The sequence below is a fragment of the Streptomyces sp. NBC_00353 genome, assembly GCF_036108815.1.
In the GTDB taxonomy this organism is placed as follows: Bacteria; Actinomycetota; Actinomycetes; order Streptomycetales; family Streptomycetaceae; genus Streptomyces.
Window position 1 is genome coordinate 7,012,448 of the sequence record NZ_CP107985.1, and the last position, 15,630, is coordinate 7,028,077.

The 15,630-nt window shown below is 69.6% G+C and carries 10 protein-coding genes and 2 pseudogenes; 7 read left to right on the forward strand and 5 right to left on the reverse strand.

Going from position 1 to position 15,630, the window contains the following annotated elements:
* On the reverse strand, positions 1–408 hold the full coding sequence (locus OHA88_RS31595) for an archease (protein ID WP_328628007.1): 408 nt from the start codon (positions 406–408) through the stop codon (positions 1–3).
* 271 nt (positions 409–679) lie between these two features.
* Here OHA88_RS31595 and OHA88_RS31600 point away from each other — a divergent pair, with 271 nt between their 5' ends.
* Positions 680–1,609, forward strand: coding sequence for an LLM class F420-dependent oxidoreductase (locus OHA88_RS31600; RefSeq protein WP_328628008.1), 930 nt, complete (start codon positions 680–682; stop codon positions 1,607–1,609).
* A 195-nt stretch (positions 1,610–1,804) separates the two neighbouring features.
* Here OHA88_RS31600 and OHA88_RS31605 read toward each other — a convergent pair whose 3' ends face one another.
* Positions 1,805–2,953, reverse strand: coding sequence for a winged helix DNA-binding domain-containing protein (locus OHA88_RS31605; protein WP_328628009.1), 1,149 nt, complete (start codon positions 2,951–2,953; stop codon positions 1,805–1,807).
* Positions 2,954–3,666: 713 nt separating this feature from the next.
* On the opposite strand from OHA88_RS31605, the gene OHA88_RS31610 reads away from it, so the two are divergent.
* From OHA88_RS31610 to OHA88_RS31630, 5 genes and pseudogenes are all read left to right on the forward strand, one after another.
* Positions 3,667–5,196, forward strand: a complete 1,530-nt coding sequence (locus OHA88_RS31610) for an endo-1,4-beta-xylanase (protein WP_328628010.1) — start codon at positions 3,667–3,669, stop codon at positions 5,194–5,196.
* Between the two features lie 114 nt (positions 5,197–5,310).
* Positions 5,311–8,055 (forward strand): glycoside hydrolase family 48 protein, encoded by a 2,745-nt coding sequence (locus tag OHA88_RS31615; protein WP_328629839.1) that lies wholly within the window; start codon positions 5,311–5,313, stop codon positions 8,053–8,055.
* A 95-nt stretch (positions 8,056–8,150) separates the two neighbouring features.
* Positions 8,151–8,843: pseudogene (locus OHA88_RS31620) on the forward strand (GH12 family glycosyl hydrolase domain-containing protein); the annotation flags it as partial.
* Between the two features lie 27 nt (positions 8,844–8,870).
* Positions 8,871–9,632 (forward strand): annotated as a pseudogene (locus tag OHA88_RS31625) (cellulose binding domain-containing protein); the annotation flags it as partial.
* Between the two features lie 235 nt (positions 9,633–9,867).
* Entirely contained in the window at positions 9,868–11,982 is a 2,115-nt protein-coding gene (locus OHA88_RS31630; RefSeq protein WP_328628011.1) for a glycoside hydrolase family 6 protein, read from the forward strand.
* A 97-nt stretch (positions 11,983–12,079) separates the two neighbouring features.
* On the opposite strand, the gene OHA88_RS31635 is transcribed toward OHA88_RS31630, so the two are convergent.
* Complete coding sequence (locus tag OHA88_RS31635) at positions 12,080–12,289, reverse strand: hypothetical protein (RefSeq protein ID WP_267005442.1); 210 nt, start codon at positions 12,287–12,289, stop codon at positions 12,080–12,082.
* Between the two features lie 303 nt (positions 12,290–12,592).
* On the opposite strand from OHA88_RS31635, the gene OHA88_RS31640 reads away from it, so the two are divergent.
* Positions 12,593–13,399: a hypothetical protein gene (locus tag OHA88_RS31640; protein WP_328628012.1), complete on the forward strand. Its 807-nt coding sequence runs from the start codon at positions 12,593–12,595 to the stop codon at positions 13,397–13,399.
* 132 nt (positions 13,400–13,531) lie between these two features.
* Here OHA88_RS31640 and OHA88_RS31645 read toward each other — a convergent pair whose 3' ends face one another.
* Both OHA88_RS31645 and OHA88_RS31650 read right to left on the reverse strand, forming a co-directional pair.
* The gene (locus OHA88_RS31645; RefSeq protein ID WP_328628013.1) at positions 13,532–14,434 is read right to left on the reverse strand and encodes a glycosyltransferase family 2 protein; all 903 of its coding nucleotides are present in this window, start codon (positions 14,432–14,434) and stop codon (positions 13,532–13,534) included.
* 504 nt (positions 14,435–14,938) lie between these two features.
* Entirely contained in the window at positions 14,939–15,601 is a 663-nt protein-coding gene (locus OHA88_RS31650; RefSeq protein ID WP_328628014.1) for a ScbR family autoregulator-binding transcription factor, read from the reverse strand.
* Positions 15,602–15,630: the final 29 nt, after the last annotated feature.

Genomic DNA, 15,630 nt, shown 5'->3' on the forward strand with positions numbered 1-15,630 from the left:
TCAGACGTCGAGGGTCACCCGGCAGGTCCAGCCGCCGGGGCCGCCACGCATGTGCAGGTCGTGCAGCGAAACGGCCTTCGGTACCGCACCGACCGGCACGGCGGTGCCCGCGTCGGCCATCCGGAAGCGGACCGACAGGCCCAGGCCGGCCCCCGCCGGCCGGATGGACCCCACCTCCACATCGAGCGGGATCTCACCGTCTGCATCCATCCGGTAGACGATCTCCTCCAGGACGGACACCAGCAGATCCTCCTCCGACTCCGCCGTGACCGCGTATGCGCGGTCACCGACGACCGTGGCCCCGGACGTGTCGGCAAAGCCCTCCACCATGGCGCGCACCGCCTCGCCGATGCACCGCTCGGCCGTCGGCGACCACGCCTCCACCTGCATGTCCGCGGTGTGTGGCACAGCCGCGTGTCCACTCGCGCCGGGCTGCTTCCCCACGGGTTCCCGACCGTCCACGGTCGGCGCCTCTCCGTCGTCTCCGGATGCACAGCCTGATGCCGGGTTTCCCGAGCCGCAGGCGATGCCTCCTCCAGAGTCGTCCCGTACACCGCTCCGGGGCAACCTGCACAGGGCGGCGCACACATTCACCCGCCGTTGCCCGCCTCGTTGACCGCAGGCAAGCAAGGGGTGACATACGGTAGTTGTCCTGTCGTCCTCGTGAAGGAGTGCACGCATGCCGGTCTCGCTCGGTCTCGGTCTTCCGCAGATGAAGCAGTACGACATCGGCCGCGACGTGGCCACGGTGGCACGCGCGGCGGAGGACGCCGGGTACGAGAGTCTGTGGGTCTTCGAGCGCGTGCTCTTTCCCGAGCCGGCCACCCAGGGGCTGTACGGCGTACCGGGGCTGCCGTGGCCCGATGGGTACCGCAGCGTCGCCGACCCGCTGGTCACCCTCACACTGGCCGCCGCGGCCACCGGCCGGGCCCGGCTCGGCACCAGCGTCCTGATCGCCCCGCTCCACGTACCGCTCCAGCTGGCCCGTTCGCTCGCCTCGCTCGACGTCGCGAGCGGCGGCCGGGTGATCGCGGGCCTCGGAACCGGCTGGTCACTCGACGAGTACGCAGCCGCCTCGGTCGCTCCCTTCGAGAAGCGCGGCGCGGTCCTGGACGAACTGCTCGACGTCTGCGCGGCCGTCTGGGGCCCGGACCCGGTCTCGTACCGGGGCGAGCTGACCACCATCGCACCGGCCGAGGTCGGCCCCAAGCCCGTTCGCCCCATCCCGGTCTATCTGCCGGCCAACAGCCCGCGCGCCACCCGCCGGCTGGTGGACCGGGCGGACGGCTGGATGCCCGTCGCCATGGGCGCCACGACACTGGCCGAACAGTGGCGGAAGGTGCAGGACCTGGCTGCCGAGCGCGGCAGGGACCGGCCGATCGGCGTGTGCGCCCGTGCCAACGCGACGTACAGCACCAAGCCGTTCGAGGGCGCGGACCGGCAGCCCTTCATGGGCAGCGTGGCTCAGATCGTCGAGGACCTGGCGGCACACGCCGAAACGGGCGTACCCGAGATCCTGCTGGACCTTCAGGCAACGACGCGTGACGCCGCCGAACTCGTCGACGTGGCGGCCGAGGTGTATCAGGCGGCCCGAGCAGCGGGCGTCTGACGGTCGTACCGGGGGAGTGCCGGTCCACCGTCCGGCGGGACGGATCGCGACGGCCGACAGCACGCCACTGCATCCCCCTCATCGGGTGTGGGTCACCTCCGCCCGGTCCGTCCATGTCCGCCGCGGACCGTGGGGGACATGGACGGACCGATGGTCCCGCGCCGGGTGATCCCGGCGCATGTCCGGGGCGCCGCCTCAATCTCCGGGGAGCAGTCGGGCCTCGGCGCTCGGCAGCTTGCTCCACCAGTGGTCGTAACGGCGATAGACCTCCGGTTCGCGGTCGGCGAGGAAGGCCGTCAGTGACCGCGCCTCGGCGGCGAGTTGCTCCCAGACGTCGTCCGGCAGGTGGTGGAAGGCGGTCGCCTCGATCCCGCCCTCGGCCGGACGCCATATGCCGGCGACGTACCCGTCGACCAGCAGGGTCGGCAGCACGTCGCCGTTCCTGCGGGTGACGAGCGTGCGGTAGTCCGGTGGGATGACGCGGCTGCGGTCGGAGTAGGCCAGCAGGATGCTGTCCCACATGGCCATCAGCCGGGACGGTGCCGGTGTGTCCTCGTCCGGACGCGACCCGCCCGGGGTATCGAACAGCTCCACGCCGTTCGGCCCTTCCAGCCGCTCGATGTCACCGTCACCGGCGAGAGCATGCAGTGCCGCCCTGGCTCTGGCTCGCTGGACCAGCGCGAACTGGGCCACGTCCGCCACCGATGCCGGACCGAACCCCTCGAGATAACGCAGGACCAGCGTCTGCAGGGACGCGGCGGACACCTCCGGGTCTGCCCGGGCAGGCCGGGTCGGGGGCGCGACGTACGACGGACGGGGGCCGAACGACCACGGTGGTGTGGTGGGTGCGTGCAGCAGTGGCGTGTACTGCCGCAGCCCCCACCACGCTCCGGGCTGCGGCTGCGCGCCCAGCCGCTGCGTGAGCCAAGCCACGCAGTCCGCAGCCGTGCGGGGCCGGTCGGCGAACGCCAGCAGCTCCGGAACCAGTGCGTCGGCGTCCTCGGCGGTCAGCCCGGACACCGTGAAGCGGTCACCCAGTCTGGCGGCACGCAGCGACGGCTGCACGGCCTCGTGAAAGGCCCGGAAATCGTCGATGTGGACCGCGTGCAACGTGATCCGCATGAGAGTCGCCTTGACGACCTCATGGCCGGCGAAGGCAGTGTCGAGGTCGGCCGCGTCGAAGCCGGTGAGCCGGTTCCACAGCGCGAGGTAGGGCGACGCCGCCTGCTGCGCCTGCAGTGCGACCACGCGTCGTATCGCATCCCCCACGCCGAGCGTCTCCCGCTCCAACAGCAATTGCCGGGCAAGCGTGGAGCGGTTGAGCCCTCGCGCCGTGATTCTCATGCCGTGACCGTCTCATTCCCCATGTCGTGGACCCGGCACCGAGGATGCCCGCGAAGTACCCGGCTGTGCACCCTGACCTGTACGCCGGAGCCTGATCGAGAGCTGCCCGCCGGCGGGATTCTTCCACGCGAACTTCCGTGCATGGGGCACCGTTGCGGGCCCGTGCGCAGCAGTCAGGCGAAGATCGGGCTCGACCGCGTCCGGCCCGGTGGCGCATTCCGGTCGATGTGCGGATGTCGTGCGCAGTGGCCTTCGGCGGGCGATTTTCGGCCAGCGGGTTGCCACGGTCCCGGGCCGGGTGGCGACCTCCGGAGGGAGATGTTCCGGTAGTGGCGTTCCGGGGCGGGGTGCATGGGGCCGGGCGGGTGGTCACCGGAGAGGGGGATCGTCCGGTCGGAATGCGGTGCAGGCGGCAGTCGCCGGGCGCGCGGTGGGTCCGCATGTGATTCCGGATCGCGACCCCGGCCCGGACCTGCTGTTGTGTGCCGCGAAGGGACCGGCGGTGTGCGTGCAAGTTAACGAGCACGTAAGGCAGTTGTGATTCAACACTTGACAGGTGCCCATCACCACGCCACTTTGGGAGCGCTCCCACCATCAAGACTTGCACGCTTCCTTACCCTCCGCTCCCCACACCTTCGAGACGTGAACCGGAGGCATGGGCGCTGCCGCGCACCCATGTCCCCGGCTGTTCTCGGCCGAGGAAAGCGAATGTCATGAGTCTGGTAAAGCGCCCCACGCACGGCTGCCCCGGCGGGCTGCCGGTCCTGTTGTTCACCGCATGTGCAGTCGCCGCATCCCTGGCGGGAGTGCCGGCCGCGGCGGCCGAGCAGAGCACCCTCCACGACCTGGCCGCCGCCCACGGGAAGTACTTCGGCTCCGCCACCGACAACCCCGAACTGCCCGACGCCGCCTACGCCGCCACCCTGGGTTCCGAATTCGGTCAGATCACTCCCGGCAACTCCATGAAGTGGGACACCACGGAGCCGCAGCAGGGGCAGTTCGGCTTCACCAAGGGCGATGTGATCACCGACTTCGCGCGGGATCACGGGCAGGCCGTGCGTGGCCACACGCTCGTCTGGCACAGCCAGCTGCCCGGCTGGGTCGCCGCCCTGCCGTCGGCGCAGGTGGAAGCGGCCATGACGAACCACATCGCCGAAGTCGCCGGCCACTACCGCGGTGAGGTCGCCGCCTGGGACGTCGTGAACGAGCCGTTCAACGACGACGGGACCTTCCGCACGAGCCCCTTCTACAACGCCATGGGCAGCGACTACATCGCCACCGCCCTGCGCGCCGCCCACGCCGCGGACCCGGACGCCAAGCTCTACATCAACGACTACAACACCGAGGGCCTGGGCGCGAAGAGCAATGCCATGTACGACCTGGTGAGCGACCTGGTCGCCGAGGGCGTGCCGATCGACGGAGTCGGGTTCCAGGGGCATCTCGCCGTCCAGTACGGATTCCCGGGCGGCATGCAGCAGAACCTGCAGCGCTTCGCCGACCTCGGGCTCGATGTCGCCGTCACCGAACTCGACGTACGTATGCAGCTGCCCGCCGACGCGGCCAAGCTCGCCACGCAGGCCGCCTATTACCGGAACGTCGTCGAGGCCTGCCTCGCGGTGGTGCGGTGCGTCGGCATCACCGTCTGGGACTACACGGACAAGTACTCCTGGGTCCCCGACGCGTTCCCCGGGCAGGGTGCGGCCAACCTCTACGACGAGAACCTCCGGCCGAAGGCCTCGTACGCTGCCGTGCGCACCGCACTGGGCGGCGACGAAGGCGGCGGCGGTGAACCCGGCGCGCTCGAGGCCCAGTACCGCAACAGTGACCCGGCCCCCGGAGACAACCAGATCAAGCCCGCCCTCCAACTGGTGAACACCGGCGGCGCTGCTGTCGATCTGTCCACGGTGAAGGTGCGCTACTGGTTCACCGGCGACAACGGGGCATCCTCGTACGGCACGTGGTGCGACTGGTCCCCACTCGGCTGCTCCACCATCACCCACCGGGTGGCCGCCGTGAGTTCCCCGAAGGCCGGCGCCGACCGCTACCTGGAGGTCGGCTTCGGCAGCGGCAGCCTGGCGGCGGGAGCCTCCACCGGTGAGATCCAGCTGCGGCTGAGCAAGACCGACTGGTCGAACTTCGACGAGACCGACGACTACAGCCGCACCACCGGGACCTCCTACGCGGACGCCCCGAAGGTCGCGGTCTACATCGGCGGCGAACTCGCCTGGGGCATCGAGCCCTGACAGTCCGCACCACCTGCACGGCCCTCCCTCCCCCTCCTTCCCCCTACGACACTCGCCAACGGAGGATTTGTGTCGATATCACGTAGAACATTCAGTACTGCCTTGGGCGGCAGCCTGATCGCGATGGGCCTGACCCAGGGCACCGCCGTGGCCGAGCCCGCCACTCCGACGGGCGAAGGCGCCCGTGCCGCGGCGGCCGACGACCCGTACACCCAGGCGTTCCTCACGCAGTACGGCAAGATCAAGGCGGCCGGCAACGGCTACTTCAGCCCGGACGGTCTTCCGTACCACTCGGCAGAGACGCTGATGGTCGAAGCGCCGGACCACGGTCACGAGACGACCTCCGAGGCCGTCAGTTTCTGGATGTGGCTGGAGGCCGCGTACGGCCGGGTGACAGGGGACTGGACCCCCTTCAACGAAGCCTGGGCGATCGCGGAGCGCACCATCATCCCGCAGCACGCCGATCAGTCCACCGCCGACGCGTACAATCCGAGCTCCCCGGCGACCTATGCGCCCGAATGGCCGCTGCCCGACAACTACCCGTCCGCCCTGAACAGTTCGGTCCCGGTCGGCTCGGACCCCATCGCCACGGAACTTGCCTCGTCCTACGGCACGATGGACGTCTACGGCATGCACTGGCTGATGGACCTGGACAACACCTACGGCTACGGCAACAAGCCGGGCACCGGCGGCGAGTCGGGACCGGGACCCGGACCGTCGTTCATCAACACCTATCAGCGCGGGGCGCAGGAGTCGGTGTGGGAGACCATCCCGCAGCCGACCACCGATCTCTTCAACTACGGCGGTCCGAACGGCTTTCTCGATCTGTTCGTCGACGACGCGAGCTATGCCAAGCAGTGGAAGTACACCAATGCCCCGGACGCCGACGCCCGTGCGGTACAGGCCGCCTACTGGGCGTACCGCTGGGCCGCCGCCCAGGGCAAGGAGGGCGAGATCGCGGCGTCGGTGGCCAAGGCCGCCAAGATGGGGGACTACCTCCGCTACGCCATGTTCGACAAGTACTTCAAACGGATCGGCAGTTGCACGGATCCCAACTCCTGCCCGGCCGCGTCCGGCCGTGACTCCCAGCACTATCTGCTGTCGTGGTACTACGCCTGGGGCGGCGCGGCCGCGGGGAGCGGCGGCGGGTGGGCCTGGCGCATCGGCGACGGCGCCTCCCACCAGGGCTACCAGAACCCGCTCGCCGCATGGGCTCTGTCCAATGTCCCGGCGCTGACCCCCAAGTCGGCGACGGCGCGCACCGACTGGGCGAAGAGTCTGACCAGGCAGCTGGAGTTCCTGCAGTGGCTGCAGTCCGCCGAAGGCGCCTTCGCCGGGGGCTGCACCAACAGCTGGGACGGGAAGTACGGAACCCCGCCGACCGGCACGCCGACGTTCTACGGCATGGCTTACGACTGGCAGCCGGTCTACCACGACCCGCCGAGCAACAACTGGTTCGGCTTCCAGGTGTGGGGCATGGAGCGCGTCGCCGCGTACTACTACGTCACCGGCAACGCGACCGCCAAGGCCGTCCTGTCCAAATGGGTCGCCTGGGCCTCCGGGAAGACCACCGTCGGCGCGGACGGCAGCTACCGCTTCCCCTCCACCCTCAACTGGACGGGCAAGCCGGACACCTGGAACCCGACGTCCCCCGGGAACAACGCGGGGCTGCACGTCTCGGTCGTGGACTACTCCAACGACGTCGGGGTGGGCGCCGCCTACGTCAAGACACTGACCTACTACGCCGCCAAATCGGGCGACGCGGATGCCGGGGCCCTGGCCAAGGCCCTGCTCGACGCGATGGCACTGAACGCCGACGACAAGGGCATCGCGGTACCGGAGACCAGGGCCGACTACAACCGGTTCGACGACGAGGTGTTCGTACCCGACGGGTGGTCCGGCGAGATGCCGGGCGGCGACACGGTCGAGCCGGGCGTCACCTTCATCGGCATGCGGTCCTGGTACCGGGACGACCCGGACTGGCCGAAGGTCCAGGCCTACCTGGACGGCGGTCCGGCACCCACCTTCACCTACCACCGGTTCTGGGCCCAGGCGGCGCTCGCGCTCGCCTTCTCGATCTACGCCGAACTGCTGGTGGAGGGGGACGGTGGCGGTGACACCGAACCACCGACGGCACCGGCCGGGCTGACGGTCACCGCGACGACGAACAACAGCGTGTCGCTGTCGTGGTCCGCCTCGACCGACAACGTCGCCGTCACCGGCTACGACGTGTACCGCAACGGCGTACTCGCCGGCAGCGCGACGACGCGAACGTTCACGGACCAGGGCCTCGCCGCAGCGACCGCGTACAGCTACGCGGTGGCGGCGCGGGACGCCGGCGGCAACACCTCGGCGCTCTCCACGACCGTTTCCGCCACCACGAAATCGGGCGGTGGCGGAACGGGCTCGGTGAAGGTCCAGTACAAGAACACCGACTCGTCGGCCACCGACAACCAGATCCGGCTCGGAGTGCAGATCGTCAACACGGGCAGCGCCCCGGTCGATCTGTCCACGGTCAAGGTCCGGTACTGGTTCAGTTCCGAGGCCGGTGCGAGCACCTTCTCCACGTACTGCGACTACGCCGCGCTCGGATCGTCGAACATCAACCACACGGTGGTGACGGTCAGCAGCCCGAAGACCGGGGCCGACCACTACCTGGAGGTCGGCTTCACCGGCGGCGCGGGCAGCCTGGCCGCCGGCGCCTCGACCGGCGAGGTCCAGTTGCGACTGAACAAGACCGACTGGTCGAACTTCAACGAGGCCGACGACTACAGCCGCGCCACCAACACCTCCTACACCGACGCCCCCCGCCTCGCCGCCTATGTGGGCTCGGCTCTCGCCTGGGGAGTGGAGCCGTGAGCGGACTCCTCACGAACACGGCCGCCCGCCACCGCAGCCGCTGGTTCCCGCCCCTCGCCGCCACCGCGGCGGCGCTGCTGCTCGCCGCCGCATCCATGCTCACCGGCGCCGCTCCGGCCGCGGCCGTGCCGGTGACCGACTGCACCGCCTGGGGGACCACCGAGCTCCGGGGCGGCGAGTACATCTACCAGCAGAACGAGTGGAACTCCACGGCCCGGCAGTGTGTGAGCGTCGACCCGGAGACCGGGGCCTGGAGCGTCACGGAGTCGTCCTTCGCCCTCCCGACCAACGGCGCCCCGGCCACGTACCCGTCCAGCTACAAGGGCTGCCACTGGGGTGCGTGCACGACGGACAGCGGACTGCCGTTGCGCGTCGACGAACTCGCCGGCACCCGCACCTCCTGGTCCACGACCCAGGTCGACTCGGGTGCGTACAACGTCTCGATGGACCTCTGGTTCAACTCGACTCCTGTCACCGACGACCAGCCGGACGGGACCGAGGTGATGATCTGGATGAACCACCGCGGCGGAGCCCAGCCGATCGGTTCCCGCACCGGCACGGTGCAGCTCGACGGCAAGGCGTGGGACGTCTGGACGGGGCCCGGCGCCTCCGGCTGGAAGGTCATCTCGTACGTACTGCAGCAGGGCGCCACCGAGTTCGCCGATCTCGATGTGAAGAGCCTGATCGACGACGCCGTCACACGCGGCCAGATCAATCCCGCGCACTATCTGATCGACGCCGAGGCCGGGTTCGAGATCTGGCAGGGCGGCCAGGGACTCGGCACCAAGAGCTTCTCCTTCACGGCGAGCGCGGACAGCGGCGGCGGGGGCGACACAGTCGCCCCGTCGGCGCCGGCGAACCTCCGGGTCACCGGGACGACCAGCAGTACGGCCGCCCTGTCCTGGACACCGTCGACGGATGACACCGGCGTCACGGCGTACGACGTCTACCGGGACGGCGTGAAGGCCGGGACCACGGCCACCACGTCGTTCACCGACACCGGGCTCACCGCCTCGACGGCGTACAGCTACACGGTCAGGGCCCGGGACGCCGCCGGGAACACTTCGGCGGCCTCCGCCGCGGTCACGGCGACGACCGGGCAGGGCGGCGGCACCGGGAGCGGCACGCTGAAGGCGCAGTACAAGAACAACGACTCGTCCCCGGGCGACAACCAGATCAGGCCCGGCCTGCGGCTGGTGAACACCGGCACGCAACCTGTGGACCTGTCGGATGTCACCGTCCGCTACTGGTTCAGCGGCGAGTCCGGCGCCACCACGTACAGCACCAACTGTGACTGGGCCGCGATCGGCTGCGGCAGTGTCACGCATCGCGTGGTGTCCTCCGCCGGCGCCGGACAGGGGGCCGACCACTACCTGGAGGTCGGCTTCACCGGCGGCGCGGGCAGCCTGGCCGCGGGTGCCTCGACCGGTGAGATCCAGCTGCGACTCAACAAGACCGACTGGTCGAACTTCAACGAGGCCGACGACTACAGCAGGGCGACCGACACCGCCTATGCCGATGCCGCGAAGGTGGCCGTGTACGTCGACGGAACGCTCGTCTGGGGCACCGCCCCCTGAGTTCCCACCGGTCAGGCACAGCACAACCACGCACTCCCGATGGTGGGATGCCCACCCCGCTCCTCCCGCCATCGGGGCACTGCCCCGACCACGTACCCGCCCAGGAACGTCCTCCCGAGCCCCCGGACGAGAAGGGGGCACCGAGCCGCAAGCACCGCGGAACCCCAGAACAACCCCTGAACTCGCCCTCGGGGAGTGCCCGGAGGCGTACGTACGAAAGGAATACGGAGCCGCAATGAGATCACGAAGTTCCACGCTGCACGGGATACGCAGGAAGTTCGCCGCGCTCTCCGCGCTGGCGATCGGAGCGGCCCTGGCCGTGGCCGTCCCCACCCCGGCCTCCGCCGCGGCCCGCGTCGACAACCCGTACGCCGGTGCCAAGGCGTACGTGAACCCGCAGTGGTCCGCAAAGGCCGCCGCGGAGCCGGGCGGCAGCGTCATCGCCGACGAACCCTCGTTCGTCTGGATGGACCGCATCGCGGCCATCGAGGGCGCCGGCGACGCGATGAGCCTGCGCGAGCACCTCGACGAGGCGCTCGACCAGGGCGCGAACCTCTTCCAGGTCGTCATCTACGACCTGCCGGGACGCGACTGCGCCGCACTGGCCTCCAACGGTGAGCTCGGTCCCACCGAACTCGACCGGTACAAGACCGAGTACATCAACCCCATCGCCGACATCCTCGACGACCCCGCGTACGCGAACCTGCGCATCGTCACGATCATCGAGCCGGACTCGCTGCCCAACCTCGTCACCAACGCGGGCGGCACCGCCGGATCCACCACCCAGTGCGCGACCATGAAGGCGAACGGCAACTACGAGAAGGGCGTCGGCTACGCGCTCCACACCCTGGGTGCCATTCCCAATGTCTACAACTACGTCGACGCCGGTCACCACGGCTGGCTGGGCTGGGACACCAACTTCGTCCCGGCGGCCCAGGAGTTCAAGAAGGCCGCGACAACCGAGGGCGCCACGGTCGCGGACGTCCAGGGCTTCATCGTCAACACGGCCAACTACTCGGCCCTGAAGGAGCCGTACTTCAAGGTCACCGACTCGGTGAACGGTACGACGGTTCGTCAGTCCAAGTGGGTGGACTGGAACTTCTACGTCGACGAGCTCTCCTTCGCACAGGCCCTGCGCACGGAACTGGTCAACCAGGGCTTCGCCTCGAACATCGGCATGCTCATCGACACGGCCCGCAACGGTTGGGGCGGCTCCGCCCGGCCCACCGCCGCCGGTCCGCTGACGAACGTCGACGACTATGTCAACGGCGGCCGGATCGACCGCCGTATCCACCCGGGGAACTGGTGCAACCAGTCGGGCGCCGGCATCGGTGAGCGGCCCACGAGTGCCCCGGAAGCCGGGATCGACGCATACGTCTGGGCCAAGCCTCCGGGCGAGTCGGACGGCAACAGCCAGCCCATCGAGAACGACGAGGGCAAGGGCTTCGATCAGATGTGCGACCCGACGTACGGGGGCAACGGGCGCAACGGCAACAGCCCGACCGGTGCACTTGCCAACTCGCCGCTGGCGGGCCACTGGTTCTCCGCCCAGTTCCAGGAGCTGGTGCGCAACGCGTACCCGCCCCTCGACGGCGGCGGCGGTGACGACGACACCCAGGCGCCGTCCGCGCCGACCGGCCTGACGGTCACGGGGAAGACGAGCGGCAGCGTCTCGCTGTCCTGGTCGGCCTCGACCGACAACACCGGTGTGACCGCCTACGACGTGTACCGCGCAGGGGTGCAGGTGGGCTCCTCGGCCACGACCTCGTTCACCGACACGGGGCTCACCGCCTCGACGGCGTACAGCTACACGGTCAAGGCCCGGGACGCGGCCGGGAACGTCTCGGCGGCCTCCGCCGCCGTCTCGGCGACCACCTCCGCGGGCGGCGGAACCGGCACCGGCACCCTCAAGGTCCAGTACAAGAACAACGACTCCTCGGCCACCGACAACCAGATCCGGATGGGCCTGCAACTGGTCAACACCGGGAGCACCGCGGTGAACCTGTCCACGGTGAAGGTGCGCTACTGGTTCACCCCCGAGGCCGGCGCGAGCACCTTCGGCACCGCTTGCGACTACGCGGTGCTGGGCTGCGGCAGTGTGACCACCGGCGTGACGGCCTCCGGCAGTTCGGCCGCCGGGGCCAGCCACTACCTGGAGGTCGGCTTCGGTAGCGGCACCCTGGCTGCGGGAGCCTCCACCGGGGAGATCCAGCTGCGCCTGAACAAGAGCGACTGGTCGAACTTCAACGAGGCCGACGACTACAGCCGTACCACCAACACGGCCTACGCCGACGCGTCGAAGATCGGCGTCTACGTGGGCTCCACCCTCACCTGGGGCACCGCCCCCTGACCCTGCCCGTCACCCCTTGCGCCACCTGCTCCGTCGCTCCCGTTGCCGCTTCCGTTTCGCGGCGGCGGGAGCGACGGGCATCTGGCCGCATCACACTTCATCTGCGCAGCATGTCGGGGGCGCGGTGGGGGCGGAGGTCCCTGAGGACCGACTCGACCTCACGGAGAAAGGACTGGTAGGAGGTCAGGCGTTGCCATTCGGAGTCGGGGATGCCGGGCACCGTAGCGGCGCTTGCGGTCCAGCTTGCGACCAGTTCGGCGTACAGCGGTGTCTCGCTCGCCGCCTCGGTGTACGTCTGACCCGCCACGAACGCGCCGGCAAGCTGCCCCCGTGATGTGCGTGCTCCGTGCGGCGCATCCAGCTGGGGCCGCGGACGCGGCCGGGCATGGGATGCGCGGGGGGGCTGCGAGGGGTGCGGAATGGATGTCGCTGTGCCTCTGCCGGTAGCGGTAACGGTGGCGGATGTGGGTGCGTTCATGACGGTGGTAACGATCAGCACCCATATGAGTAACTAGAGTGCGACACAGAATGATTAGATGGCGTTTCACCTTTCTTGATGCCTTTAGATCGAATATCGCTTCAAATCCGTAACAGAGACGTTGCTCCAGGCATGGAACCGAGGGAGATGTGGGAGCGCCATGCCGTACTGGCGCGGGCCTATTTCGGGAATGACGAGGATGTACGCCGTGCGCAGGGGGACCTTGACGAACGAAATGCGGACCGCATGCGGACGCTGGCCGCGTTCGCGGTGACGCTGGGAAGCGACGGGACCGTCGCCGAACTCCTCGGGCTCCATGAACGCGAAGTACGCCTGGCCCGCCGCACCGTGGGAAAGGAGGACGCCCGGGCCATCGCCAAGGCGCTCCTGGATCATCACGCTGCCGATGCGTACAAGCCCCCTGCCGAAGACGCGGACGGATGCCCTCCGTACCCGGAACCGGAGGAGAGGCAGGTGTCCCACGAGACTCCGGCCGCTCCGAGCCTCCCTCACACGCCGGTCACTGACGAACCGGTCCACGTGACGGCGTCGTCGACGGCCGTCGACGCGGTCCTGGTCGGAGCGTGGAGCACCGGGACCGACCTCGCCGTGCTGGCGAGCGAGCTCGGTCTCGATCTCCCCCGCCTCGTCGCACGCACCCGGTATCTGGAGGCACAGGGCCGCCTCACGCATACCTCGCCGCCGCTGGACCGTTCCGGCCGCCATCGGCGCGTCGACGGCACCGAGGCGCCCGCGATGCCCCAGCCCCGGCAGTGGTACTACCCCAGCCAGCCCCGCCCGCCGCACCAGGAGGCGGTATGGGACCAGCAGTCTTCATCCACCACTTTCGGCTCCGCACCGATGCACGACTGGGACGGCATCCTCGACCAGTGGCAGGTTTCATCCGCGCCCACGGCCTCCTGGCAGGGATTCGGATGAGAGCGCCCGGTGGTCGCGAGTCCGCCACCGGCGTGGGGAGTCCGACGAGCGACTCGTAGTCGGTCCGGCGCACGCGCCGGCATGTGCCGGAAGGCTCCGCCCCACGGGGTGGGGGTCGGCCTGCGGCGCCCCTCAGATGACCGGCGGCCGCCCCAGCATCGTCATGCGCCACACCGTACGCCACCGCATCGGCTGCCGTCGGCCGCACGGGGTGCGGACCCCCTCGGCGAAGCCGCCGGCCCAGGCGCGCAGACCCGTGGCGGAACGGGTGCGGGCCACCGTGAGGAGGGTCCAGGTGCCCAGGTAGGCCGGGACCAGTGGGAGAGGCAGGTTACGGCGGGCCAGCCAGACCCGGTTGCGGGCCGTCATCCGGTAGTAGACCGAGTGTCTGGCCGGGGATGTCTTGGGGTGCTGGAGCAGCAGGTCGGGTTCGTACAGGATCTTCCAGCCCGCATCGAGCGCCCGCCAGGACAGGTCCGTCTCCTCGTGCGTGAAGAAGAACTCCGCGGGCCACGGGCCGGTTTCGGCAAGCATCTTCATGGAGAGGGCGTGGCCGCCGCCGAGGAACGCCGTGACCGGGCCGCGGCGCATCGGGTCGGTGGCGCGCAGCCGGGGGACATGGCGGCGCTGCGTCTCGCCGTGCTCGTCGGCGATGCGGAAGCCGACGATGCCGAGCTTCGGGTCGGCGGCGTACATCTCCTGGACCTTGCGCAGCACACCTTTGTCGACGAGGAGTCCGTCGTCGTCCAGCTCGACGACGACGTCCACGTCACCGAGTTCCGCGAGTCGGCGGATGGCGACGTTACGGCCGCCGGGGCAGCCGAGGTTCTCGTCGAGCTCGATCGTGGTCACACCGCCGGCCAGGTCGGACAGGCCGGGGACGGCGGTGAAGTCCGGCAGCGAGGTGCCGTTGCCCACGATGACGAGACGGGTGGGCAGGACGTCCTGTATGGCGATCGAGGCCAACAGGGCTTCGACCTGCTGCGGGCGGTCGCCCATGGTCACGATGGATACGCCGATGCGCGGTTCGGACAAGGTCAGCACTCCTGGGCTCGCTGCGGTGCCCGTGATCGTAGTCGCTCGCTGTTCAGGTTCCGGATGCCGCCCTGTCACGGCAGGTTGACCGGTGTTCGGTATGTGACGTCGGGCCGTCGGGAGCCGGGCGTGGCGTCGGGCACTCGTGGGTGGCGATACGGCGGCGCCCGGTCCGGCCGACGACGGCCGCGGCCGGCGGCCTCAGGCGTCCGCCGCGTACCGCCGGAAGTCCCGTATCAGCGCGGGCGGCGTCGGCCCCGTCCCCTTGCTGACGTGTGCATCCAGGATGTCGTGCAGGTCGGTCGCCATCGGTCCACCTTCTCGATTCGTGCGGTCGGATCCAAGACTTCCGCCGCTGCCCCGAATCATCGGACCGTTGCCATGGATTACGCCCGATCGGCCCTGTCGAGGCCGGTGCCGGGGAGACGTTCCACAGGTGCTGCTGCCGGCCGTCATCGAAGACCGTCCGGTACGTCCCGGACCGGACGGGCCAGTTCCGGATGGTCAGCCGGTGGCGGCGGCCTGGCTCGGTACGGTTTCGAGAGAGGCGAGCAGCCGTTCGCCGCGGTCTTCGGCCATGTCGAGGGTGGCCAGCACGGCGGGCGTCGAAATGCTCGGCAGGATGTAGTGCAGGAGTACGGAGATCCGGCGCCCCAAGTCCTCGCGGTTGCACAGGACCTGGGACATCACCTGAACGCCGGAGAAGGCGCCCGCCAGCAGTTCTGCGGTCTCGCCCGGCTGGACGTGCGGCAGGAGCTCGCCCTGGTTCTTCGCCGCGCTGAGCAGCTGTTCGAGCCGATCTATCCAGGCCCGGAACGGGGTGCCCCGGTCGAGGCCCTCGACCCCCTGGTCCATGGCCAGTCCGACGCTGGCCCGCACCAAGGGTTCATGACGGAGCTGGTGGGCGAGCAGCATGCCCTGGTCCACCAGATCCTGGAGCTTCGTCAGCTGGGGCGGCAGCGGAACGACGTCCAGCTGGAGATCCATCACGCCGAGCGCCAGCTCTTCCTTCGAGTTGAAATGGAAGTACAGCGCGCCCTTGGTCACCCCCGCCCGCGCGAGGATCTCGCTGATGGTGGCGCTGCTGTAGCCGCGCTCGTCGAAAACGGCGGCGGCCGCCACCAGGATCGACCGTCGAGTCTGGATCGCGCGCGCCTGCTGTGCCATCAGCTACGTGTCTCTCTAGTCGTGGCGTG